We start from the raw sequence: 23,031 nt of genomic DNA, 5'->3' as shown, positions 1-23,031 counted from the left end.
TCCCAGATTGCCGGCTTTTGTAAAAAGCTGCTCACCCGACAACAGGAGGCGTTGCCGTTGCAACCCGTGGTGCTAGAGCGCGACCAGCATGGCATTTCGCGCCGACAAATCAGTGATAACGCCCTTAAGGTACTGTATCGCCTGAACAAGGCCGGCTTTGAAGCCTACCTGGTGGGCGGCGGTGTGCGTGACTTGCTGTTGGGCCGCCAGCCCAAGGACTTTGATATCGCCACCAACGCCACCCCTGAGCAGGTCAAGCAGCTTTTCAGCAACTGCCGCCTGGTAGGACGCCGCTTTCGCCTGGCCCATGTCCTGTTCGGCCGGGACGTGATCGAAGTGGCCACCTTCCGTGGCCACCATCATCAGGTCAACACCAACAAGCATGTCTCGGCCCAGTCCTCCGAGGGCATGCTGCTGCGCGACAACGTCTACGGCACCATAGAAGAAGACGCCGAACGGCGCGATTTCACCGTCAACGCCCTCTACTACAATATCGCCGACTTCAGCGTGCTCGGCTTTGCCGGCGGCCTCAAGGATCTGGAGGCCCGCCGCCTGGAGCTGATTGGCGATCCCGAAACCCGTTACCGGGAAGACCCGGTGCGCATGCTGCGGGCGGTGCGCTTTTCCGCCAAGCTGGACCTGGCGATTAGCCCGCGCACCGAGGCCCCCATCCAGGGCCTGGCGCCCCTGCTGGCCGATATCCCTCCGGCCCGGCTGTTCGAGGAGACCCTCAAGCTGTTCCTCGCCGGCCAGGGCCTGGAAACCTACCGCCAGATGCAGCACTACGGCCTGTTCGCCCCCCTGTTCCCGGAAACCGCCGAGGTCATGGGGCGGGGCAATAACCGCTACGGTCGTTTTATCGAACTGGCATTGGCCAACACCGACGAACGCATCGCCCAGGATCTGCGGGTCACCCCCGCCTTCCTCTATGCCGCGCTGCTGTGGGGTCCGGTGGAAGTCCGCACCCAGGAATTCGTCAATGACGGCGGCCTCGGTTATTACGATGCCTTCATGCTGGCCGCCGACGAAGTGATCGGCCGGCAAGTGAAGACGGTGGCCGTGCCCCGCCGTTTCAGCACGGTGGTGCGCGATATATGGCAACTGCAGGAGCGGCTGCCCAAGCGTGCCGGCAAGCGCCCCCATCGGTTGCTGGAACATCCCAAGTTCCGTGCCGGCTACGACTTCCTGCTGCTGCGCGCCGAACTGGATCCGCGGCTCAAGGAGCTGGCCGAGTGGTGGACCGATTTCCAGGTGGCCAATCCGGTCGACCAGAAACGCCTGAGCCAGGCGGCGGCCCATGATCAAGACGAAGACCTGGGCGAGGATGCCCCGCGCAAATCGCCGCGCAAACGCCCCCGTCGCCGTCCGCGCCGGAGAAAAGAAGTGTGACCCGCGTCTTTGTCGCCCTCGGCGCCAACCTCGGTGATCCACTGGCGCAACTCAGCGCCGCCCGGCAGGCGCTGGCCGCGCTGGCCGCTCCCGGCAGCCTGCGCCATTCGCCGCTGTACCAGAGCCGGCCCATGGGACCGGCGGACCAGCCGGCCTATGTCAACGGCGTGTCGGTCTTCGACACCGCCCTGTCTCCCCATGCGTTGCTCGACGCCCTGCAGGCGATCGAGCTGGCCCAGGGACGGGAGCGCAAGGAAGAACGCTGGGGCCCCCGCACCCTGGATCTGGACATACTGCTCTACGGTGAGCGGCAGATCGAGGACGAACGGCTGACCATCCCCCACTACGGCATGAAACAAAGGGAATTCGTGCTTTATCCGCTGGCCGATCTGGCGCCGGAGCTGGTACTGCCCTGCGGCACGCCCCTGGCCGGGCTGCTGCAGCAGTGCCCGCCGAACGGCATGATCCGGTTGCCGGCGCAGTAACAGGAAACCACCATGAGCAAAATCACCACCGCCCGCCTGCTGGCGATGAAACAGGCCGGCCAGAAAATCGCCATGATCACCGCCTACGACGCCACCTTCGCCGCCCTGTTCGAACAGGCCGGGGTCCACTCCATCCTGATCGGCGACTCCCTCGGCATGGTGCTGCAGGGCGAGGCCAGCACCCTCAAGGTGAGCGTGGACGACATCGCCTATCACACCCGCTGTGTGGCCAACGGTAGCAAAAATGCGTTTATCGTCGCCGATATGCCGTTCATGAGCTACAGCACCCCGGAGCAGGCCTGCGCCAGCGCCGCCGCCCTGATGCGCGCCGGCGCCCATATGGTCAAGCTAGAAGGAGGCGACTGGCTGGCGGACACCGTCACCCAACTGACCCGCCAGGGCGTGCCGGTGTGCGGCCATCTGGGGCTCACCCCCCAGTCGGTACACGTGTTCGGCGGCTTCAAGCTGCAGGGCCGGGGAGCGGATCAGGCGGAGCAGATCAAGCGCCATGCCAGGGTCCTGGAGGCGGCCGGCATGCAGCTGCTGGTGCTGGAATGCGTACCCAGCCCGCTGGCCGCCGACATCAGTCGGGAGCTGAGCATCCCGGTGATCGGCATCGGCGCCGGCCCCGGTACCGACGGTCAGGTGCTGGTGATGCAGGACGCCCTGGGGCTGACTTCCGGCTATGTGCCCAAGTTCACCAAGAACTTCCTGGCCGAGAGCGGCAACGTCAGGGCCGCCATCGAAACCTATGTGGCCGAAGTGGCCGAGGGCCGCTTCCCCGGCCCCGAGCACAGCTTCAACTGAGGAAAGCAGATGCAACTGGTCAGTACCATAGACGAACTGAGGGCCATCATCACCGGCTGGCGTCGCCAGGGCCTGCGTATCGGTTTCGTGCCCACCATGGGCAACCTGCACCAGGGCCACCTGGAGCTGGTGCAGCAGGCCAGGGGCCGGGCCGACAAGGTGGTGGTCAGTATTTTCGTCAACCCGCTGCAGTTCGACCGGGCCGCCGATCTGGCCGCCTACCCGCGTACCCTGGAGCAGGACTGCGCACGCCTCGGCGACCGGGCGGACCTGGTGTTCACCCCCACCCCCGAGCTGATGTACCCGGCCGGCCAGCAGCAGACCAAGGTCAGCGTGCCCGGCATCGCCGAGGTGCTGGAAGGGGCCCTGCGCCCGGGCCACTTCGACGGGGTCAGCACAGTGGTGTGCAAGCTGTTCAACCTGGTGCAGCCGGATCTGGCCTGCTTTGGCGAAAAAGACTATCAGCAACTGGCGCTGATCCGTAAAATGACCGCCGATCTGAACCTGCCGGTGGAGATCCTGGGCGTGCCCACGGTACGCGCCGGGGACGGCCTGGCGCTCAGCTCCCGCAACGGTTACCTGACCGAAGCGGAGCGGGCCCGGGCACCCGAGTTGGCCGCCACCATGAACCGGCTGGCCGAGCGCCTGGCCGCGGGCGAGCGGGATCTCGAGCGGCTGGTGAAAGAAGGTGCCGCCCGGCTGGACGGCACCGGTTTTCGCACCGACGGTATCGATATCGTCGATGCGGACACCCTGGCACCGCTCAACGAGCACAGCCGGGCGGCGGTGATTTTGATGGCCGCCTTTCTGGGCAAGGCCAGACTGATAGATAACCAGGTAGTGCCCCTGTAGTGACACTCAGGTCTTGCTGGGAGGGGGAGCCAGGCGCTAAGCCGACCGTTGGCGCCAGGGATGGCGCCGTCGAGCCCCCAGGGATGGGTTCACGGCGAGTCGGCGTGAGCCTGGCTCCCCCCTCCGGGCACTGTCGCAAAACCATAAGCCCTCAGGGCGGTAATTGACGGAGACAAGCTAAACATGGATATGCAACGCATCATGCTCAGGGGCAAGCTGCACCAGGCCCGGGTCACCCACGCCGAGCTCAACTACGAAGGCTCCTGCGCCATCGATCAGGATCTGCTGGACGCGGTCAATATCCGCGAGTACGAGCAGATCGACATCTACAACATCGAGAACGGCGAGCGCTTCCACACCTACGCCATTTCCGGCGAGCGCGGCTCCAAGATGATCTCCCTGAACGGCGCCGCCGCCCGCAAGGCCGCGGTGGGCGATCGCATCATCATCTGCGCCTACGCGCCCATGACCGAGCAACAGATCGCCGGCTACAAGCCCAGCCTGGTGTACCTGGACGCCCACAACAACATAGTGCGCACCAGCAAGGACATCCCCCTGCAGCTGGCCTGATCGCGGATTTTCCCTTTCAGTTCAAGACAAAAGGCAGCCAATTGGCTGCCTTTTTCTTCAAGCTGAAACATCATGGTTCACGGTGAAAGGGATTGGGCTTCCTTTGCCCGACACCTGTGGTTATAACAAACGGCATTGGCAACCAGTGGAAAGGCAGCCAACCGGCTGCCTTTGGACTCAGTGCCGCAGTCCCCGTCCGGTCCGGATCAGGTACCAGGCCGCACCGTAGAACAGGGCGATAAAGCCGAGGATGATGCCGTAGGCCAGGGTCAGGGGCACGTCGCTGATGCCGAGGAAGCCGTAGCGGAAGGCGTTCACCATGTACAGCACCGGGTTGGCCTGGGACAGCCCCTGCCAGAAGCCGGGCAGCAGCTCGATGGAGTAGAAGACCCCGCCCAGGTAGGTCAGCGGCGTCAGCACAAAGGTGGGGATGATGCTGATATCGTCGAAGGTGCGGGCGAAGATGGCGTTGATAAGCCCCGCCAGGGAGAACAGCACCGAGGTCAGGAAGACGATGGCCACTATGCTGAACAGGTGGCTCACCGGCAGGGTCACGAACAGCAGGGACACCAGGCTGACGATAAGCCCCACCGCCAGCCCCCGCACCACGCCGCCGCCCACGTAGCCGGCGATGATCACATAGGTCGGCACCGGCGCCACCAGCAGCTCCTCCACGTTGCGCTGGAACTTGGCGCTGAAAAACGACGAGGCCACGTTGGAGTAGGAGTTGGTGATCACCGACATCATGATAAGGCCGGGTACGATAAAGGCCATGTAGGAATAGCCGCCCATCTCGCCGATGCGGCTGCCGATCAGGCTGCCGAAGATCACGAAATAGAGGGTCATGGTGATGGCCGGCGGCACCAGGGTCTGTACCCAGATGCGGGTGAAGCGCACTATCTCCTTGTGCAATATGCTGCGAAAGGCGATGTAATACTGCTTGGCGTTCATGCTTTCCTCCCCTGCTCCACCAGTGTCACGAACAATTCCTCCAGCCGGTTGGCCTTGTTGCGCATGCTCAGCACCCGGATACCCTGCTCGTTGAGCTGGCCGAAGACGCCGTTGAGCCCCTGCTCCTTCTTCACCTCCACCTCCAGGGTGTGATCGTCCAGCAATTGCCAGTTGAAGCCGGACAGGAAGGGCTCCCGGCAGTCGGGGGCCAGATCCAGGATAAAGGTTTCCACGTTGAGCTTGCCGAGCAGCCCCTTCATGGTGGTGTTCTCCACCAGCCGGCCCTTGTCGATGATGCCGATATGGCGGCACAACATCTCCGCCTCTTCCAGGTAGTGGGTGGTGAGAATGATGGTGATACCCTGGCCGTTGATCTCCTTGAGGAAATCCCACATGGCCCGGCGGATCTCGATATCCACCCCGGCGGTGGGCTCGTCCAGGATCAGCAGGCGGGGCTGGTGCATCAAGGCGCGGGCGATCATCAGCCGGCGCTTCATGCCGCCGGACAGGGTGCGTGCCGGCTGGTCCCGTTTCTCCCACAGGTCCAGCTGCTTGAGGTAGCGCTCGGCACGCACCTTGGCCTCGGCCCGCTCCACCCCGTACAGCCCGGCCTGGTTGACCACTATCTGCTCTACCTTCTCGAACTGGTTGAAGTTGAACTCCTGGGGCACCAGGCCAATCTGGGACTTGGCCAGCTCCAGCTGGCTGTCTAGGTCGTAGCCGAACACCCGTACCTTGCCCGCGCTCTTGTTCACCAGGGAGGAGATGATGCCGATGGTGGTGGACTTGCCGGCCCCGTTGGGGCCCAGCAGGGCGTAGAAATCGCCCTGCTCCACGGTCAGATCGATGCCCTTGAGCGCCTCCACGCCACCGGCATAGGTTTTGCGCAGGCCCTCGATCTCCAGTGCTTTGGTCATTGCTTGGCTCCGGTTCAAAAACATATGCCTGGGCGAAGGCCAGGCATATGCGCAATGCTTGTTATGGGGGGAACCGACTCGCGGGGTTATTCCAGCGGCACCACCTTGCCGATGTAGGGCAGGTTGCGATAGCGCTGGGCGTAGTCGATGCCGTAGCCTACCACGAACTCGTCGGGGATGGTAAAGCCGACCCAGTCCACCGGCACCTGGGCCTCGCGCCGCTCGGGCTTGTCGAGCAGGGTACAGATGCTGAGCGAGGCCGGATTGCGCAGGGAGAGGATCTCCTTCACCTTGCTCAGGGTGTAGCCGGTATCGATGATGTCCTCGACGATCAGCACGTGCTTGCCGTGGATCTCGTCGTCCAGATCCTTGAGGATGCGCACATCCCGGTTACTCTCCATGCCGCTGCCGTAGCTGGAAGCGGTCATGAAATCGAGCCGCACCGGCAGCGCTATCTGGCGGCACAGATCGGCCATAAACACGCAGGATCCGCGCAGCAACCCGACCATCACCAGTTCGTCGACGCCCTCGAAGTGCGCGTTGATCTGCTCGCCCAGGGCCTGGATCCTGGCGGCCACCTCTTCGGTGCTGATCAGGACATCCACTCGGTGTTTCATGTTTTCGCTCCGTTCGGGTCCAAAAACCCGGCTGTTGTTAAAGCGGTATTCTAGCGGAATTCGCAAAAATCTGCATTTCGGGTCAACTTTTTTCGCCGCCATAGCCCCAGCGTTGCACCAGGGTCTGCTCCAGCCCCAGGTGATCCAGGATGCGCGCCACCATAAAATCGACCAGATCCGCGATGGACCGGGGCTGGTGGTAGAAACCCGGCGCCGCCGGCATGATGGTGACCCCGAGCCGGGCCAGCTTGAGCAGGTTTTCCAGGTGCAGGGCCGAGAAGGGGGTCTCCCGCGGTACCAGGATCAACTGCCCCTTTTCCTTGATCACCACGTCGGCGGCCCGCTCGATCAGGTTGTCCGACGTCCCCGCCGCGATGGACGCCACCGTGCCCATGGAGCAGGGGCAGATCACCATGCGCTTGGGCGCCCCCGAGCCCGAGGCCACCGGCGAGAACCATTCCTCCTTGCCGTAGGCGCGGATCTGCCCGGGCTCGGCGCCAAAACGCTCACCCAACCAGGCGGCCAGCGCCTCCGGCTTGCCCGGCCACTGCTCCCCCTGCTCGGTGGCCAGCACCACCCGGGCGGCGCCGGACACCAGCAGATGCACCTGGATGCCGGCGGCCAGCAGCCGCTCCAGCAGCGCCAGGGCATAGGGCGCGCCCGAGGCGCCGCTCAGGGCCAGGGTGACCTGCCGCTCGCGCGGATACTCAGCCATGGGCCGCCTCCAGCGCCGCCAGCAGCCGGCCATGGATGCCGCCGAAGCCGCCGTTGCTCATCACCAATATCTGATCGCCGGGGCGGGCATCGGCCACCAGGGCGGCGATCAGCGTGTCCAACTCCTCGAACAACCGCCCCTGGGGGCAGGCCGCCGCCACCGCCGCCAGATCCCAGCGGATTTCCGCCGGCCGGAACAGGTAGGTGGCGTCGGCCCCTTGCAGGGAGTCGGCCAGCTCCTGTTGATGCACCCCCATCTTCATGGTGTTGGAGCGGGGCTCCAGCACCGCCAGCACCCGCCCTTCTGTGGTGCGGGCCCGAAGCCCGGCCAGGGTGGTCTGGATGGCGGTGGGATGGTGGGCGAAGTCGTCCCACACCCGGATGCCGGCCACTTCCCCCTTCGGCTCCATCCGCCGCTTGGGCGGCACGAAGCGGCACAGGGCGGCGATGCCGTCGGCCACCGGTACCCCGGCGTGGCGGGCGGCGGCCAGGGCCATCAGGCCGTTGTGCACATTGTGCAGGCCGATGCAGGGCCAGCTCACCTCCCCCACCGGCCGGCCCTCGAGCAGCACGGTGAAGCGGCTGCCGTCGGCGGCCAGGGGCTCGGCCCGCCAGAGGCCGCCCTCGCCCGCGTATTCCAGCTCGCTCCAGCAGCCCATGGCCCTGACCTCTTCCAGAGCCGGGGTGCGGGTCGGCATCAGGATGCGGCCGTGGCCGGGCACCATCCGCAGCAGGTGGTGGAACTGCCGCTGGATCGCCGCCAGATCCGGGAAAATGTCCGCATGATCGAACTCCAGGTTGTTGAGGATCAGGGTGCTGGGCCGGTAGTGCACGAACTTGGATCTCTTGTCGAAGAAGGCGCTGTCGTACTCGTCCGCCTCGATCACGAAGAAGGGTGCCTCGCCCAGGCGGGCGGACACCTCGAAGTTGCCGGGCACGCCGCCGATCAGGAAGCCGGGGGAAAGGCCGCAGTCCTCCAGGATCCAGGCCAGCATGCCGGAGGTGGTGGTCTTGCCGTGGGTACCGGCCACCGCCAGCACCCAGCGGTGTTGCAGCACGTGCTCCAGCAGCCACTGGGGCCCCGAAGTATAGGGGATGCGCCGGTTGAGCACGGCCTCCACACAGGGGTTGCCCCGGCTCATGGCATTGCCGATCACCACCAGATCGGGCACCGGCTCCAACTGGGCCGGATCATAACCCTCGATCAGCGCTATGCCCTGCTGCTCCAGCTGGGTACTCATGGGCGGGTAGACGTTGGCGTCGCTGCCGGTTACCTGGTAGCCCAATTGTCGGGCCAGTACCGCCAGCCCGCCCATGAAAGTACCGCAAATACCCAGAATATGAATGTGCATAACCTGCCCCTGGCTGCTGTGAAGCCTGCATTCTAACAATCCGTTGCCGCTTTGGGCACTTGTATGGTGATCGCTGCGACAGCGGTTATAATGTCGCCCCTGAAGTACCCTTACCCATTTGTATAACAGATGCGCTCGGGTAAGGGTGGTACACTCGGTTAACAACCCAGTCACAGACAACATTAAAGGAAACCTCATGAGCCTGAACCAGGTCCCGGCCGGAAAAAGCCTGCCCGAAGATATCTATGTAGTCATCGAGATCCCGCAGAACGCCGATCCCATCAAGTACGAGATCGACAAGGACACCGGCGCCGTATTCGTGGATCGTTTCATGGCCACTCCCATGTTCTACCCCTGCAACTACGGCTACGTGAACCAGACCCTGTCCCTGGACGGCGACCCGGTGGACGTGCTGGTGCCCACCCCGCATCCGCTGGTGCCCGGTGCCGTGATCCGCTGCCGCCCGGTGGGCGTGCTGAAGATGACCGACGAGTCCGGTGAAGACGCCAAGATCGTGGCCGTGCCCCACAGCAAGCTGACCAGGGAATACGACCATATCCAGGACGTAAACGACCTGCCCGAGCTGCTCAAGGCCCAGATCAAGCACTTCTTCGAGCGCTACAAGGAGCTGGAAGCGGGCAAATGGGTGAAAGTGGACGGCTGGGAAGACAAGGCCGCCGCCGAAGCCGAGATCCTGACCTCCGCCGAGCGTTACAACAACGCCTGATCACCCCCGGCACCCGGATTCAAAAAGAGCACTTCGGTGCTCTTTTTTTATGCTTATCCATTTGACAAAAAAGTAACATTCTTTAGGCTAGACAGGTCAGACCTCATACCACAAGGAGAGAACGATGAAAGCATGGACCTGGCTGGCCTGCCTGCCCTTTATGGCTTCGGCTCACAACCTGCAATTCGATCAGCCGCTGCCGCCGGTCAGCGTCAGCGACAGGGGCGAGCTGGTGCTGGATGGAGAACGGCTCGGGGAACGCATCTGGGGGGCAGGCTCACTGCCGGGCAAGGTAAGGGTGGTCCAGCATATCGCCGGACGCAGCAGCGCCAAGGAACTGAACGCGCCGCTGATCGAGGCGATCAAGGCCGCCGAGCTGCCCCGGGACGGCTACCAGACGGTGACCATCATCAACGTGGACGACGCCACCTTCGGCACCGCGCCCTTCGTGCGCAGCAGCGCCGAAAGCAGCAAGAAGGAGTTCCCCTGGTCCGCCATCGTGCTGGATGAAAAAGGGCGGGTCGCTCAGCAGTGGCAACTGGAACCGAAAAGTTCTGCCATCATAGTGCTGGACAAGGCGGGAAGCGTCCGCTTCGTGAAGGAAGGAGCCCTGACCGCCCAGGAGGTGGAGCAGGTATTGGCGCTGGTGCAGACGGCACTGGCTCCCTGAGGATGTATTCATAGCGTGTCGGCAGAGTAGTGCGCTTTGGCCGGAAACAAAAGATTTCAAACAGGCTCTGAGGAACCAAAAATAAGGCCCGTTCAGGGCCTTATTTTTGGTTTTGGGTTACTCTATCATGGTGGCCAGGATCCCGAGGCTCGAGATATAGCCAACAAACAGAAGCAACCAGGCCATTCTGGGTTTACCTTTTTGCATCCGGCGCTCCGTTTAAAATTCGGTGCTGAATTTTAACATGGAGTCAACATGGTTAACAACGAAAAGCCAATGACGCCTAAACCCGCAACGCCGGATCACAAAATCAAAAACCGCAAGGCCCTGCTGCTCAGCCTGGCAGAACAGCGGGGGCTGGCCGGCTTGCTGCATGGGGACTCCCCCCTGAGCTTCGGTGATCGCTTCGAGATCCGCCGTCAGCTGGATGAAGCCGCCCGCCAGAAAAACCTGGAGACCATAATCCAACTGGCCCACAGGACCAGCTCCGACGATGTGGGCAGCGAACCGGATCCGGACTGGCTAAGCCACTTTCTGGCCCTGGCAGAAAACATCCGCCACCCGGCGATGCAGCAGTTCTGGGCCAGTATCCTGGCCCAGGAAATCGTCCGGCCCGGGCATTGTTCCATCCAGGCCCTGCACCGTCTGAAGCAGATGACCCAAAAAGACGCCCTGCTGTTGCAAAGGGCCAGTGCCCTCGGCTGCCATTTCGGTGACGACAACCTGCGGCTGCTGTTCGGATTCCAGCATAAAACCCTGCTGCAGGGATTGCGTCAGCACAAGCTGAGCCTGGGTCGCCATCGCCTGCCTTATGCCGGCCTGCTGCAGCTGTTTGAGTTGGGGCTGTTGCATCAGGCCGAACTGGAGTCCGGTGAACTCCCGGCCGGCTTGCCGCTGCGGCTGGTGTTCAACGGCCGGCAACAGGCACTGTACCCGCTGAAGAAAGGCGTACGCCTGCTGTACTACCGCTTCACCACCATCGGCAACGAACTGGCCGCCCTGATGGCTGAAACAGCTCCAGAAGACTACCTGCACGAACTGAGCGAACTGCTGGCCCCTGTGGGGCAGTTACAGCAACGTTAGCCACAACGCTCCATGGTATCGATGCCTGCCGCATCGGCCTGGGGGGTAAACCAGGCCAGGGAGTCGGCCAGGGCCGCCACTTCACCTATCACCATCAGCGCCGGGCTTTCCACCCGCTCGGCCAGTTGGGCCAGCTCCTGCAAGCGGCCACGCACCACCCGCTGTTGCCGGGTAGTACCGCGTTCGATCAGCGCCACCGGCGTGTTGCCATCCAGGCCATGGTGCAGCAACTGCTGGCGGATATGGGCCGAGCGCATCAACCCCATGTAGATCACCAGGGTCTGCCGGCCACGGGCCAACGATGCCCAGTCCGGCTCCTCGCCGTCCTGCTTGCAGTGTCCGGTGATAAAGACCGCGCTCTGGGCGTGGTCCCGGTGGGTCAGCGGAATACCGGCATAGGCGGTGGCCCCGGCGGCGGCGGTAATCCCCGGCACCACCTGGTAGCGGATCCCGGCGGCCTTCAGGGTCTGCAGTTCTTCCGCTCCCCGGCCAAACATAAAGGGATCGCCGCCCTTGAGCCGTACCACCCGCTTGCCCGCCAGGGCATGCTCCACCAGCAGCTGGTTGATCTGCTCCTGGGGCACGCTGTGATGACCGGCTTTCTTGCCCACTGCAACCCGCTCGGCCTCGGGGCGGATCAGCGCCAATATCTCGTCGGAGACCAGTTGATCGAACAGCACCACATCGGCTTTCTGCAATTCATTCAATGCCTTGATGGTCAACAAGTCGGGATCGCCGGGTCCGGCGCCGACCAGGATCACCTCGCCAGCCAGCGGCTTGGTCATCGCCTGCCGCAGCCAGGCTTCGGCACCGGCCTTATCCCCTTGTTGCAACAGCGCGGTCAAGGTCACATCGTCCTGTACCCGGGCCCAGAACCGGCGCCGTTCATCGCTGCTGCCGAAGGCCTGCTGTACCTGCCGGCGCAATGTGCCGGCCACCCGGGCCAGCCCTCCCCAGTGGCGGGGCAGCAGGGCATCCAGCCGGGCCCGCAGCAACCGGGCCAGCCAGGGCGCGCCACCGCCGGTGCTGAAGGCGACCTGCAGCGGAAAACGTTCCACTATGGAGGGGAAGATGACCGCCGAGCGCTTGCTGTCGTCGGCCTTGTTGACCAGAATGCCGCGCCGGTTGGCCAGTTGATAGACCCGGGCATTGACCTCGGCGTTATCCGTGGCCGCCACCACCAGAAACTGGCCATCGAGATGATGCTCGGCGAAGCCCTGCTCGAGCCAGCAGAACTCGGCTTGGCGAGCCTGCAGACCGGCATCCAGCTCGGGGGCAACCACGGTGACCCTGCCTCCCCGGGCCAGCAGCAGGCGAACCTTGCGGGCCGCTACGACACCGCCGCCCACCACCAGACAAGGGCGATGCTTGATGTTGATAAAAAGAGGCAGGTGTTCCATGGCCGTTCCGCTTATCCATTGAGATAAACCGACTATAGACAGAAATACTTATCCCACAAAATAATAAAAAATGATTTTTTATTCTTTATGGTTATTTTATAAGGGTGCGCAGCAGATCCTTCCAGGAGATGACCCCCTGCAGCCGATCTTCCGCCACCACCGGCAGACAGCTGATCTGGTGTTCCAGCAGCAGGGCGGCGGCAGTATCCAGCCCGGTCTCGGGTGCTATGGTCACCGGGTTGCGGCTCATCACCTGATGGGCCCGCCGCTGTAAGGTATCACGGTCGCGTTCCAGCTCCGCATCGGTCGCCAGATAGGGACTCAGGGCCCGATACATATCGGCGTGAGTGATCACCCCGCACAACCGATCCGCATCATCCACCACCAGCAGATGGCGAAACGGCGCCTGTTCGAAAATCTCCCGTACCATCTCCAGCCGATCGTCCTGATGCACGGTGGCGAGCCGCCGGGTCATGATGTCCTGTACCTGCATGATTTCTCCTTGTCCGGAGCCGCAGGTCAGATACCGCTACCGTCGGCTTCCTGGGGTTCGTGAAGACCACACTCCCGCTTCATACCGAAGAAACGGGTATCCGCCTCGCTCATGCCCGGCTCCCACTTGGCCGTGGTCTGCACATCGCCGACCGAGACATATCCCTGTTCCCACAGGGGGTGATAGGGAAGGTCGAATTCCTTCAGGTAATAATGCACATCTTTATTGCTCCAGTCGATAATCGGCAGGAACTTGAACAGGCCATTCTGGAGCCCAAGGACCTGCAGGCCGCCCCGGGTATCGGACTGGCTGCGGCGCAGGCCGGAAAACCAGGTACCGGCCTTGAGCTCGCGCAACGCCCGCTGCATCGGCTCCACCTTGTTGATCTGGTTGTAGCGGCTGATGCCCTCGACCCCTTGCTCCCACAATTTACCATGGCGGGCTTCCTGCCAGGCGGCGGAGGTCTGGGCCCGGTAGATCCTGAGGTTAAGCTGCAGCCGCTCGGTCAGTTCGTCGATAAAGCGGTAGGTCTCGGGGAAGAGGTAGCCGGTATCGGTCAGGATCACCGGGGTATCCGCTTTTTCCCGGGTCACCAGGTGCAGCATCACCGCCGCCTGGATGCCGAAACTGGAGGAGAGCACATGCTCCCCTTCCAGGGTTTCCAGCGCCCAGCGCACCCGCTCGGGTGCGCTCATGGCCGCCAGCTCCTGATTAAGCGGGGCCAGGGCCTCCGCTTGATCGGCACGGGACAGGCAGTTCAGCTCTTCCAGGCTGGGTAGCAGGCTATACGGCATAAAAGTCCCTCGCGGAGTCCACCACCGGCGCTATGATGCCGGCGCGGATCACAAAGTCACCGAACCCTTCGCCCGCTTCCCGCTCCTTGGCCCAGCGGCCCACCAGGGCGTCGATGTCCTCCAGGATCTGGCGGTCGGTGATGTTTTCCTTGTACATGCGCGGAATGCGGGTGCCTTCCCGGTTGCCGCCCAGGTGCAGGTTGTAGCGCCCGGGCGCCTTGCCCACCAGGCCGATCTCGGCCAGCATGGCGCGGCCGCAGCCGTTGGGGCAGCCGGTGACCCGGAAGATGATGCTGTCGTCGGTCACCCCGTGTTTGGCCAGCACGCCTTCGATCTCGGTGACGAACTCGGGCAGGAAGCGCTCGGCTTCGGCCATCGCCAGCGGGCAGGTGGGCAGCGCCACGCAGGCCATGGAATCCTTGCGCTGCTCGGAGACGGTGTCGTCGATCAGGCCGTGAGCCCGGGCCAGCTTCTCGATCTTGGCCTTGTCCTTCTTGGGCACGCCGGCGATGATCAGGTTCTGGTTGGCGGTCAGGCGGAAGTCGCCCTTGTGTATCTTGGCGATTTCACGCAGGCCGGTCTTCAGCGGCTTGCCGGGGAAGTCCAGGATGCGGCCGTTCTCGATAAACAGGGTCAGGTGCTGCTTGCCGTCGATGCCGTCCACCCAGCCGAAGCGGTCGCCGCGGCCGGTAAATTCATAGGGGCGGCTTTCGGCGAACTGGATGCCGGCCCGCTTCTCCACCTCGGCCTTGAACACCTCCACGCCCACCCGCTCCAGGGTGTACTTGGTCTTGGCGTTCTTGCGCTCGACCCGGTTGCCCATGTCGCGCTGGGTGGTGACCACGGCTTCCGCCACCGCCAGGGTGTGGGACAGCGGGATAAAACCGAAGTCGGTGGCCTGGCGCGGATAGGTGGCGGTGTCGCCGTGGGTCATGGCCAGGCCGCCGCCCACCAGCACGTTGAAGCCCACCAGCTTGCCGTTGTCGGCGATGGCCACGAAGTTCAGATCGTTGGCGTGCACGTCCACGTCGTTCTGGGGCGGGATCACTACCGTGGTCTTGAACTTGCGCGGCAGGTAGGTAGAACCCAGGATCGGCTCCTGGTCCGGGGTGTCCAGGCGCTCGCCGTCCAGCCAGATCTCCAGGTAGGCCCGGGTCTTGGGCAACAGGTGCTCGGAGATCTTCTTGGCCCAGTCGTAGGCTTCCTGATGCAGCTCGGATTCCACCGGGTTGCTGGTGCACAGCACGTTGCGGTTGACGTCGCCGGCGGTGGCGATGGAGTCGATACCGGTGCTGTTCAGGGTCTGGTGCATGTGCTTGATGTCACGCTTGAGCACGCCATGGAACTGGAAGGTCTGGCGGGTGGTCAGGCGGATGCTGCCGTACATGGTGCTTTCTTCCGCGAACCGGTCGATCACCAGCCACTGCTTGGGGCTGATGATGCCGCCGGGCAGGCGGGCGCGCAGCATGACGTTGTGCAGCGGCTCCAGCTTCTGGGCGGTGCGCTCGTTGCGGATGTCGCGGTCGTCCTGCTGGTACATGCCGTGGAAGCGGATCAGCATGAAGTTGTCGCCGTTGAAGCCGCCGGTCAGTTCGTCCTGCAGATCCTGGGTGATGGTACCGCGCAGAAAATTGCTCTGCCCCTTGAGGCGTTCGTTATCGGACAGTTTTTGTTCGCTCATCTTAGTAAACATCCCTTTGGTAACGCTTGGCGCTGCGCAGCGCATCGACATATTCTTCGGCCTGCTCACGGCTCTTGTTGCCGTGCTCGGCCACCAGCTCGATCAGGGCCTCGTGCACGTCCTTGGCCATCTTGTTGGCATCGCCGCAGACGTAGAAATGGGCGCCCTGCTCCAGCCAGGCATAGACCTCGGCCCCCTGCTGCCTGAGCTTGTGCTGCACATAGACCTTGTCGGCCTGATCCCGGCTGAACGCCAGGGAGATCCTGTTCAGCAGGCCGGACTTGACGTAACGCTGCCACTCCAGCTGGTAGAGGAAGTCCTGGGTGAAGTGGGGGTTGCCGAAGAACAGCCAGTTCTTGCCCTCGGCGTCCCGCGCTTCCCGCTCCTGCATAAAGGCGCGGAAGGGGGCGATGCCGGTGCCCGGGCCCACCATGATCACCGGGGTGCTGTCGTCGGCGGGCAGGCGGAAGTTGTCGTTGTGCTCCACGAACACCCGCACCTGGCCGCCCTCGGCCAGCCGATCGGCCAGGAAGGAAGAGGCGCCACCGGCACGGGGCTCGCCCTTGTTGTCGTAGCGCACCACGCCCACGGTCAGGTGGACTTCTTCCTCCACCTCGGCCTGGGCGGAGGCGATGGAATAGAGCCGCGGCGTCAGCCGGCGCAGGGCGCCCTGCAGTTGTTCGGCGGTGAGCTTGGTCTTCTTCTCCCGGACTATGTCCAGGATCTGGTGGCTGGCGCAGTACTCGCGCAGGGCGGCCTTGTCCTGTGCCAGCTTCTGCAGCTTCTTGGCACCGGACAACTCGGCATAGGCCTGCACGAAGCCGGCGTAGCCCTGAGTCAGCTCGTAGTGGTGGAGCAGGGCCTCGCGGATGGAGAGCAGTTCGTCGTCCACCTTGACCTTGGCGTCGGCGGCCACGCCCAGCTGGGCCAGCAGGGCATCCACCAGGGCCTCGTCGTTGCTGAACCAGACGCCCAGGGCGTCACCGGGCCGGTAGCGGAGATCGGAGCCTTCCAGGGAGATCTCGATATGACGGATGTCCTTGTCGGAGTCCCGGCCGGTGATCTTCTGGTTGGTGACCAGCTCGGCGGCGAAGGGGTGCTTCTTGCTGTAGAGGCTGGCGGCGCCATGGGTCAGGCTGACCACGGGAGCGGCATGGTTGGCCGCCTCCACCTGCAGCGCGTCCTTCAGCAGGCCCACGGCCGATTTGTTCCAGCCCTCGGCGGCGCCTTCGTAGTCCACGTCGCAGTCGATGCGCTCCAGCAGGCGGGTGGCGCCGGCCTTGGCCAGGTAGTCGTCGAAGTCCTTGCCGGTCTGGCAGAAAAACTCGTAGGAGGAGTCGCCCAGGGCCAGTACGCCGTAATGCAGGCCCTCGAGCTTGCCCACCTTGCCGCCCTTGAGCTGCTTGTGGAACTCGATGGCGTCATCGGGCGGCTCGCCCTCGCCGTTGGTGCTGGTGACGATCAACACATGGGTCTCTTTCTTGAGCTGCTTGACCTTGTAGTCGGCCACGTTGAACAGCTCCGCCGCGACCCCGGCGGCGTCGGCCTGGGCCTTGAGCGCCTCGGCCACGCCCTTGGCGTTGCCGGTCTGGGACGCATAGAGGATGGTCACCTTGCCGGCCGGCTGGGCCGCCGCCGCGGGGGTGGCCACCGGCAGGCCCTGGGCCTGCTGGCTGATACCGTAGAAATAACCGCTGACCCAGGCCAGCTGGGTGGCACTCAGCTCGGCAGCCACCTGAGTGAGCTTATGGACTTGTTGTTCATTGAGCGGGCTGGCTGCCGCCGCGAGTTCCTTTAAAAGCATGACATTGACTTCCACTTTTCCAGATAAGGGATAGCTTATGCCAGGTCAACGGACAACAATAAAGAATAAAAGATGATTTTTTATATCATCGGGTAATAACAAGCCTTGGCTTGCCGGCTCGCCCCCTTAATGATGATGGTCATGTCCATGAGCCGCCTGGGATTGGGTGCGGATATCCTTCACCGGCAGGAGCAACTGCTCGGTGTCGCCGTTGTCCCAGCGCAGCTCCAGGCTGACCTCATCCCCCGCCGCCAGCGGCTGTTTCACCCCCAGCAACATGATGTGCAGGCCGCCCGGCTGCAGGCTGACCGCGTCACCGGCCGGCACCGCTATCCGCTCCACTTCCCGCATCCGCATCACCCCGTCCTGCTCCAGCACGGTGTGCAGCTCCACCTTCTCCGCCTGGGGCGAAGCCGCGCTCACCAGCGCCAGATCCCGGTCGCCGCCGTTCTCCAGCTGCATAAAGGCGGCGGTATTGGGCCCCATGGGCGGGGTCGCCCGCACATAGCCCTCGCTGACGATTACCTGTGCCCAACTGGGGCCGGTTAACAAAACCAGAGCAAAAAGGTATCCGACTTTTTTCATCTGTGTTTTCCTTGTGCAGAAAAGAGCACAAAGCTTATCCCAGCGGCAAGCTTTAAACCATGACCCATCGCATAAGGAATGGCCATGACCTTATTGGTGAGCCGGGAGATGGCAGGGATCTGCCATCTCTCCATTAACCGCCCGGAAAAACGTAACGCCCTGAATATGGACATGTACCGGGAGCTCAATAACCAGCTGCAGACCGCGATCCGGGACGAGACGGTTCAGGTCATAGTACTGAGCGCCCAGGGGGCGGACTTTTGCGCAGGCAACGATCTGGCGGATTTTCTCGACAATCCCGAACTCGGTTCCGACCACCCCATCATCAGCCTGCTGCACGCCCTCGCCGACTGTCCCAAGCCACTGCTGGCCGCGGTGCAGGGCCATGCGGTAGGCATCGGCGCCACCCTGCTGCTGCATATGGACCTGGTCTATCTCGGCGACAACGCCCGACTGCGCTTTCCTTTTATCGATCTGGGCCTGGTGCCGGAGTTTGCCTCCAGCCTGCTGCTGCCCCAGCGTATCGGCCATGTGCGCGCCTGCCAGCTGTTGCTGCTGGGCGATGCGCTGGATGCCGCTACCGCCTGCGACTGGGGGCTGGCCAACCAGGTGCTGCCGGCCGCCGAATTGCAGCCCCGGCTCGAAGCAGCCGCCCGTCGGCTGGCGGCCAAGCCCGCCCAGGCCCTGCTCCACAGCAAAGCCCTGCTGAAGGCTCCCCAGCAGGAGCGGATCCACCGGACCATAAGCCGGGAAATCGATTACTTTCAGCAGGCCCTGGCCAGTTTCGACGCCCGTCAGCGCATCGGCAGCCTGCTGGCTCGGGTCAGACAGGATCCCGATGGATAAGCAGCCATAAAAAAGGGCCCCCTTGCGGGAGCCCTTGTCTTATCAGCGAGTCGAGATAACTTATTCTTCGTTGCCGGCCGCATTGAGCAGGTCGGCCAGACTTTGTTCGGCTTCATCCGCCGAAATCTGTACCGGCTGCTCCGGCTGACGTTTGGCCTGGCGGCCCTGATGGTAGGCAAAACCGGTACCGGCCGGTACCAGACGGCCCACGATCACGTTCTCCTTCAGACCGCGCAGGTCGTCGACCTTGCCGGACACCGCCGCCTCGGTCAGCACCCGGGTGGTTTCCTGGAAGGACGCCGCCGAGATGAAGGATTCGGTGCTCAAGGACGCCTTGGTGATCCCCATCAGCACATGACGATAGCTGATCGGTTGCTTGCCCTCGGCCTCCAGTGCACGGTTGGCCTGACGGATGCGCACCACTTCGGCCTGTTCGCCTTCGATAAAGTCGGAGTCGCCAGCGTTCATGATCTCGGCACGACGCAGCATCTGACGCACTATGGTCTCGATGTGCTTGTCGTTGATCTTAACGCCCTGCAGACGGTAAACCTCCTGCACCTCGTTGACGATATAGTTCGCCACCGGGCTGATACCGCGCAGACGCAGGATATCGTGGGGAGATTCCGGGCCGTCGGCCAGCACTTCGCCGGTTTCGACCTTTTCACCTTCGAACACGTTGAGGTGACGCCATTTCGGGATCATCTCTTCGTAGGCCTCGCCCCCTTCCAGCGGGGTAATGACCAGACGGCGCTTGCCCTTGGTCTCTTTCCCGAAGGAAATGGTACCGGACACCTCGGCCAGGATGGCCGGCTCTTTCGGCTGACGGGCTTCGAACAGGTCGGCAACCCGCGGCAGACCACCGGTGATGTCCTTGGTACCACCGGACTCCTGCGGGATACGCGCCAGGGCGTCACCCACGTTGAGCTGGGCGCCGTCTTCCAGGCTGACGATGGCGCGACCGGGCAGGAAGTACAGGGCCGCCAGATCGGTGCCGGGGATGAACACATCCTTGCCGGCATCGTCCACCAGTTTCACGGTCGGACGCAGTTCCTTACCGGCACTGGGACGCTCGTTCACGTCCATCACCACTATGCTGGACAGACCGGTCAGTTCGTCGGTCTGACGGCTGATGGTCACGCCGTCGATCATGTCGATGAACTTGATGCGGCCCGCTACCTCGGTCACGATGGGGTGGGTATGCGGATCCCAGTTGGCCACAATCTGGCCGGCCTGCACGGTTTCGCCGTCGGCCTTTTCCAGCAGGGCGCCGTAAGGCAGCTTGTGGTTTTCCCGGGTCTGCCCCATGTCGTCGATGATGGTCAGTTCGGAAGAACGGGACACGATCACCGTCTTGCCGTCGGCGTTGGTGACGAACTTGGCGTTCTGCAGCTTGACGGTACCGGTGTTTTTCACCTGGATACTGCTCTCGGCCGCCGCCCGCGATGCCGCACCACCGATGTGGAAGGTACGCATGGTCAGCTGGGTACCCGGCTCACCGATGGACTGGGCGGCGATAACACCGACCGCCTCGCCCTGGTTGACCAGGTGGCCACGGGCCAGATCGCGACCGTAACAGTGGGCGCAGACACCGTGGTCGTTGTCACAGGTAATGACGGAACGGACCTTGACCCGGTCGACGGAGTTGCCTTCCAGCTCGTCACACCACTTCTCGTCGAGCAGGGTGTTACGGGCCACCAGCACTTCGCCTTCGGTGCCCGGCTTGATCACATCTTCGGCCACCACGCGACCCAGCACCCGCTCACGCAGGGGCTCGACCACGTCACCGCCTTCGATCAGCGGCGTCATCCACAGACCTTCGTGGGTGCCACAGTCGTCGGTGGTGATCACCAGATCCTGGGCTACGTCCACCAGACGGCGGGTCAGGTAACCGGAGTTGGCGGTCTTCAGTGCCGTATCCGCCAGACCCTTACGGGCGCCGTGGGTAGAGATGAAGTACTGCAGTACGTTCAGACCTTCGCGGAAGTTGGCGATGATCGGCGTTTCGATGATGGAGCCGTCCGGCTTGGCCATCAGGCCCCGCATACCGGCGAGCTGACGGATCTGCGCCGCACTACCCCGGGCACCGGAATCGGCCATCATGAAGATGCTGTTGAACGAAGCCTGCAGCTCTTCCTCGCCATCGCGGTTGATCACTGTGTCTTTCGACAGGTTATCCATCATCGCCTTGGACACCCGCTCGTTGGCGCTGGCCCAGATATCGATAACCTTGTTGTAACGCTCACCGGCGGTAACCAGACCTGACTGGAACTGCTCTTGGATCTCGGTCACTTCCGCTTCGGCTTCGTCGATGATGTCTTTCTTGGCGTCCGGGATCACCATGTCGTTGATGCCGACCGATACGCCGGACAGGGTGGCGTAATGGAAACCGGTGTACATCAGCTGGTCGGCGAAGATGACGGAGTCCTTCAGGCCCAGACGACGGTAACAGCCGTTCAGCAGCTTGGAGATCTGCTTCTTGCCCATGGCCTGGTCGACCATGCCGAAGGGCAGCCCCTTGGGCACGATCAGGGACAGGATGGCGCGGCCTATGGTGGTGTCACGGATAGCGGTGGTTTTCACCAGGCTGCCGTCTTCCATCTTCTCGAAGTCGGTGATCCGTACCTTGACCCGGGCGTGCAGCTCGGCATGGCCGGCACGATAGACCTTTTCGGCCTCTTTCGCGCTGGTCAGAAGCATGCCTTCACCCTTGGCATTGATCTTGTCACGGGTCATGTAATACAGACCCAGCACCACGTCCTGGGACGGGACTATGATGGGTTCGCCGTTGGCCGGTGACAGTATGTTGTTGGTGGACATCATCAGCGCACGGGCTTCGAGCTGGGCTTCCAGGGTCAGGGGTACGTGTACCGCCATCTGGTCACCGTCGAAGTCGGCGTTGTAGGCCGCACACACCAGGGGGTGCAGCTGGATGGCCTTGCCTTCGATCAGTACCGGCTCGAACGCCTGGATACCCAGACGGTGCAGGGTCGGCGCCCGGTTCAGCAGCACCGGGTGCTCGCGGATGACGTCGTCCAGGATATCCCAGACCACGGCCTCCTCGCGTTCCACCATCTTCTTGGCCGCCTTGATGGTGGTGGCCAGGCCACGGGCTTCCAGCTTGCCGTAGATGAAGGGCTTGAACAGCTCCAGCGCCATCTTCTTGGGCAGACCGCACTGGTGCAGGCGCAGGGTCGGACCCACGGTGATCACCGAACGGCCGGAGTAGTCGACCCGCTTGCCCAGCAGGTTCTGCCGGAAACGACCCTGCTTACCCTTGATCATGTCGGCCAGGGACTTGAGCGGACGCTTGTTGGAACCGGTGATGGCGCGGCCGCGACGACCGTTATCCAGCAGGGCGTCAACAGACTCCTGCAGCATCCGCTTTTCGTTGCGCACTATGATATCGGGCGCGGCCAGGTCCAGCAGGCGCTTCAGACGGTTGTTGCGGTTGATCACCCGGCGATACAGATCGTTCAGATCCGAAGTCGCGAAGCGGCCGCCGTCGAGCGGAACCAGCGGACGCAGATCCGGCGGCAGCACGGGCAGTACCGTCATCACCATCCACTCGGGCTTGTTGCCGGAGAAGTGGAAGGCTTCCATCAGCTTGAGGCGCTTGGTGATCTTCTTGCGTTTGGTCTCGGAGTTGGTCTGATCCAGCTCCTCGCGCATGGTGTTGATTTCGCCTTCCAGATCGATGGCACGCAGCAAAGACAACACCGCCTCGGCGCCCATCTTGGCGTCGAATTCGTCGCCCCATTCTTCCAGCGCATCCAGGTACTGTTCTTCAGACAGCATCTGGCCGCGCTCCAGATTGGTCATGCCCGGCTCGATCACCACGAAGGATTCGAAATACAGCACCCGCTCGATGTCGCGCAGGGTCATGTCCAGCAGCAGGCCGATACGGCTCGGCAGGGATTTCAAAAACCAGATATGGGCAACCGGGCTGGCCAGCTCGATATGTCCCATGCGCTCACGGCGCACCTTGGTCTGGGTAACTTCAACGCCGCACTTCTCGCAGATCACACCGCGGTGCTTGAGGCGCTTGTACTTGCCACACAGACACTCATAGTCCTTGACCGGACCGAAGATCCGGGCGCAGAAAAGGCCGTCACGCTCCGGCTTGAAGGTACGGTAGTTGATGGTCTCAGGCTTTTTGACTTCGCCATAGGACCAAGAGCGGATCATGTCCGGCGAGGCCAGACCGATTTTGATACCGTCAAACTCTTCAGTCTTACTCTGCGCTTTCAAAAACTTAAGCAAGTCTTTCACGTTAGTCTCCTGTGAGGAGTTCTAC

Annotated in this window: 21 protein-coding genes; 9 read left to right on the top strand and 12 right to left on the bottom strand. The window is 63.0% G+C overall.

The window, feature by feature from the left end:
• The first annotated feature begins 27 nt into the window (after positions 1–27).
• The 5 genes from pcnB to panD all read left to right on the top strand — a co-directional run bounded on the left by pcnB (position 28) and on the right by panD (position 4,103).
• Complete coding sequence (gene pcnB / locus JKV55_RS16860; RefSeq protein ID WP_237332962.1) at positions 28–1,389, top strand: polynucleotide adenylyltransferase PcnB; 1,362 nt, start codon at positions 28–30, stop codon at positions 1,387–1,389.
• Positions 1,386–1,874, top strand: a complete 489-nt coding sequence (gene folK / locus JKV55_RS16855; RefSeq protein WP_202088018.1) for a 2-amino-4-hydroxy-6-hydroxymethyldihydropteridine diphosphokinase — start codon at positions 1,386–1,388, stop codon at positions 1,872–1,874. The genes pcnB and folK overlap by 4 nt, the downstream gene beginning before the upstream one ends.
• Before the next feature lie 12 nt (positions 1,875–1,886).
• The gene (gene panB / locus JKV55_RS16850) at positions 1,887–2,681 is read left to right on the top strand and encodes a 3-methyl-2-oxobutanoate hydroxymethyltransferase (RefSeq protein WP_202088016.1); all 795 of its coding nucleotides are present in this window, start codon (positions 1,887–1,889) and stop codon (positions 2,679–2,681) included.
• A 9-nt stretch (positions 2,682–2,690) separates the two neighbouring features.
• Positions 2,691–3,533: a pantoate--beta-alanine ligase gene (gene panC / locus JKV55_RS16845; protein WP_202088014.1), complete on the top strand. Its 843-nt coding sequence runs from the start codon at positions 2,691–2,693 to the stop codon at positions 3,531–3,533.
• Between the two features lie 183 nt (positions 3,534–3,716).
• Positions 3,717–4,103 carry an aspartate 1-decarboxylase gene (panD, locus tag JKV55_RS16840; protein ID WP_425445044.1) on the top strand — a complete coding sequence of 129 codons (387 nt, stop codon included), beginning with the start codon at positions 3,717–3,719 and terminating at the stop codon, positions 4,101–4,103.
• Positions 4,104–4,280: 177 nt separating this feature from the next.
• On the opposite strand, the gene JKV55_RS16835 is transcribed toward panD, so the two are convergent.
• From JKV55_RS16835 to mpl, 5 genes are all read right to left on the bottom strand, one after another.
• Complete coding sequence (locus JKV55_RS16835; protein ID WP_094039522.1) at positions 4,281–5,054, bottom strand: ABC transporter permease; 774 nt, start codon at positions 5,052–5,054, stop codon at positions 4,281–4,283.
• A complete protein-coding gene (locus JKV55_RS16830; RefSeq protein ID WP_202088012.1) occupies positions 5,051–5,971 on the bottom strand; it encodes an ABC transporter ATP-binding protein in 921 nt (306 codons plus the stop codon). Before JKV55_RS16830 ends, JKV55_RS16835 begins: the two co-directional genes overlap by 4 nt.
• Positions 5,972–6,057: 86 nt before the next feature.
• Positions 6,058–6,588 (bottom strand): hypoxanthine phosphoribosyltransferase, encoded by a 531-nt coding sequence (hpt, locus tag JKV55_RS16825; RefSeq protein WP_202088010.1) that lies wholly within the window; start codon positions 6,586–6,588, stop codon positions 6,058–6,060.
• Positions 6,589–6,670: 82 nt separating this feature from the next.
• Positions 6,671–7,303, bottom strand: coding sequence for a flavin prenyltransferase UbiX (locus tag JKV55_RS16820; RefSeq protein WP_202088008.1), 633 nt, complete (start codon positions 7,301–7,303; stop codon positions 6,671–6,673).
• Positions 7,296–8,654, bottom strand: a complete 1,359-nt coding sequence (gene mpl / locus JKV55_RS16815; protein WP_202088007.1) for a UDP-N-acetylmuramate:L-alanyl-gamma-D-glutamyl-meso-diaminopimelate ligase — start codon at positions 8,652–8,654, stop codon at positions 7,296–7,298. Before mpl ends, JKV55_RS16820 begins: the two co-directional genes overlap by 8 nt.
• A 196-nt stretch (positions 8,655–8,850) precedes the next feature.
• Here mpl and ppa point away from each other — a divergent pair, with 196 nt between their 5' ends.
• The 3 genes from ppa (at position 8,851) to JKV55_RS16800 (ending at position 11,134) form a co-directional block, all read left to right on the top strand.
• Entirely contained in the window at positions 8,851–9,381 is a 531-nt protein-coding gene (ppa, locus tag JKV55_RS16810; RefSeq protein WP_106730991.1) for an inorganic diphosphatase, read from the top strand.
• Between the two features lie 124 nt (positions 9,382–9,505).
• Entirely contained in the window at positions 9,506–10,051 is a 546-nt protein-coding gene (locus JKV55_RS16805) for a YtfJ family protein (RefSeq protein WP_202088005.1), read from the top strand.
• A gap of 276 nt (positions 10,052–10,327) precedes the next feature.
• Positions 10,328–11,134, top strand: coding sequence for a TIGR03899 family protein (locus JKV55_RS16800; RefSeq protein ID WP_202088003.1), 807 nt, complete (start codon positions 10,328–10,330; stop codon positions 11,132–11,134).
• Here the strand turns inward: JKV55_RS16800 and cysG are convergent.
• From cysG to JKV55_RS16770, 6 genes are all read right to left on the bottom strand, one after another.
• A complete protein-coding gene (gene cysG, locus JKV55_RS16795) occupies positions 11,131–12,534 on the bottom strand; it encodes a siroheme synthase CysG (RefSeq protein ID WP_202088001.1) in 1,404 nt (467 codons plus the stop codon). The genes JKV55_RS16800 and cysG overlap by 4 nt on opposite strands.
• Positions 12,535–12,625: 91 nt before the next feature.
• Entirely contained in the window at positions 12,626–13,027 is a 402-nt protein-coding gene (locus JKV55_RS16790; RefSeq protein WP_202087999.1) for a CBS domain-containing protein, read from the bottom strand.
• Positions 13,028–13,053: 26 nt separating this feature from the next.
• Complete coding sequence (locus tag JKV55_RS16785) at positions 13,054–13,821, bottom strand: phosphoadenylyl-sulfate reductase (RefSeq protein WP_202087997.1); 768 nt, start codon at positions 13,819–13,821, stop codon at positions 13,054–13,056.
• The gene (gene cysI / locus JKV55_RS16780; protein WP_237332956.1) at positions 13,811–15,514 is read right to left on the bottom strand and encodes an assimilatory sulfite reductase (NADPH) hemoprotein subunit; all 1,704 of its coding nucleotides are present in this window, start codon (positions 15,512–15,514) and stop codon (positions 13,811–13,813) included. The genes JKV55_RS16785 and cysI overlap by 11 nt, the downstream gene beginning before the upstream one ends.
• Positions 15,504–17,306, bottom strand: coding sequence for an assimilatory sulfite reductase (NADPH) flavoprotein subunit (locus tag JKV55_RS16775; RefSeq protein ID WP_202087988.1), 1,803 nt, complete (start codon positions 17,304–17,306; stop codon positions 15,504–15,506). The genes cysI and JKV55_RS16775 overlap by 11 nt, the downstream gene beginning before the upstream one ends.
• A 126-nt stretch (positions 17,307–17,432) precedes the next feature.
• On the bottom strand, positions 17,433–17,891 hold the full coding sequence (locus JKV55_RS16770; RefSeq protein WP_202087982.1) for a copper chaperone PCu(A)C: 459 nt from the start codon (positions 17,889–17,891) through the stop codon (positions 17,433–17,435).
• Between the two features lie 78 nt (positions 17,892–17,969).
• On the opposite strand from JKV55_RS16770, the gene JKV55_RS16765 reads away from it, so the two are divergent.
• Positions 17,970–18,737: an enoyl-CoA hydratase-related protein gene (locus JKV55_RS16765; RefSeq protein ID WP_202087980.1), complete on the top strand. Its 768-nt coding sequence runs from the start codon at positions 17,970–17,972 to the stop codon at positions 18,735–18,737.
• A 60-nt stretch (positions 18,738–18,797) separates the two neighbouring features.
• Here JKV55_RS16765 and rpoC read toward each other — a convergent pair whose 3' ends face one another.
• Positions 18,798–23,006 (bottom strand): DNA-directed RNA polymerase subunit beta', encoded by a 4,209-nt coding sequence (gene rpoC, locus JKV55_RS16760; RefSeq protein WP_202087978.1) that lies wholly within the window; start codon positions 23,004–23,006, stop codon positions 18,798–18,800.
• Positions 23,007–23,031: the final 25 nt, after the last annotated feature.

The sequence above is a fragment of the Zobellella iuensis genome, assembly GCF_016746085.1.
Classification (GTDB): domain Bacteria; phylum Pseudomonadota; class Gammaproteobacteria; order Enterobacterales; family Aeromonadaceae; genus Oceanimonas; species Oceanimonas iuensis.
Note: the sequence above shows the minus strand (reverse complement) of the source record. Positions and strands in the feature narration are given on the sequence as shown.

What these genes read in the sequence shown, in the direction of transcription:
- panB (WP_202088016.1), top strand. Translation starts at nt 1,887, where the DNA reads ATGAGCAAAATCACCACCGCCCGCCTGCTGGCGATGAAACAGGCCGGC.
- panC (WP_202088014.1), top strand. Translation starts at nt 2,691, where the DNA reads ATGCAACTGGTCAGTACCATAGACGAACTGAGGGCCATCATCACCGGC.
- panD (WP_425445044.1), top strand. Translation starts at nt 3,717, where the DNA reads ATGGATATGCAACGCATCATGCTCAGGGGCAAGCTGCACCAGGCCCGG.
- JKV55_RS16835 (WP_094039522.1), bottom strand. Translation starts at nt 5,054, where the DNA reads ATGAACGCCAAGCAGTATTACATCGCCTTTCGCAGCATATTGCACAAG.
- JKV55_RS16830 (WP_202088012.1), bottom strand. Translation starts at nt 5,971, where the DNA reads ATGACCAAAGCACTGGAGATCGAGGGCCTGCGCAAAACCTATGCCGGT.
- hpt (WP_202088010.1), bottom strand. Translation starts at nt 6,588, where the DNA reads ATGAAACACCGAGTGGATGTCCTGATCAGCACCGAAGAGGTGGCCGCC.
- JKV55_RS16820 (WP_202088008.1), bottom strand. Translation starts at nt 7,303, where the DNA reads ATGGCTGAGTATCCGCGCGAGCGGCAGGTCACCCTGGCCCTGAGCGGC.
- mpl (WP_202088007.1), bottom strand. Translation starts at nt 8,654, where the DNA reads ATGCACATTCATATTCTGGGTATTTGCGGTACTTTCATGGGCGGGCTG.
- ppa (WP_106730991.1), top strand. Translation starts at nt 8,851, where the DNA reads ATGAGCCTGAACCAGGTCCCGGCCGGAAAAAGCCTGCCCGAAGATATC.
- JKV55_RS16805 (WP_202088005.1), top strand. Translation starts at nt 9,506, where the DNA reads ATGAAAGCATGGACCTGGCTGGCCTGCCTGCCCTTTATGGCTTCGGCT.
- JKV55_RS16800 (WP_202088003.1), top strand. Translation starts at nt 10,328, where the DNA reads ATGACGCCTAAACCCGCAACGCCGGATCACAAAATCAAAAACCGCAAG.
- cysG (WP_202088001.1), bottom strand. Translation starts at nt 12,534, where the DNA reads ATGGAACACCTGCCTCTTTTTATCAACATCAAGCATCGCCCTTGTCTG.
- JKV55_RS16790 (WP_202087999.1), bottom strand. Translation starts at nt 13,027, where the DNA reads ATGCAGGTACAGGACATCATGACCCGGCGGCTCGCCACCGTGCATCAG.
- JKV55_RS16785 (WP_202087997.1), bottom strand. Translation starts at nt 13,821, where the DNA reads ATGCCGTATAGCCTGCTACCCAGCCTGGAAGAGCTGAACTGCCTGTCC.
- cysI (WP_237332956.1), bottom strand. Translation starts at nt 15,514, where the DNA reads ATGTTTACTAAGATGAGCGAACAAAAACTGTCCGATAACGAACGCCTC.
- JKV55_RS16775 (WP_202087988.1), bottom strand. Translation starts at nt 17,306, where the DNA reads ATGCTTTTAAAGGAACTCGCGGCGGCAGCCAGCCCGCTCAATGAACAA.
- JKV55_RS16770 (WP_202087982.1), bottom strand. Translation starts at nt 17,891, where the DNA reads ATGAAAAAAGTCGGATACCTTTTTGCTCTGGTTTTGTTAACCGGCCCC.
- JKV55_RS16765 (WP_202087980.1), top strand. Translation starts at nt 17,970, where the DNA reads ATGGCCATGACCTTATTGGTGAGCCGGGAGATGGCAGGGATCTGCCAT.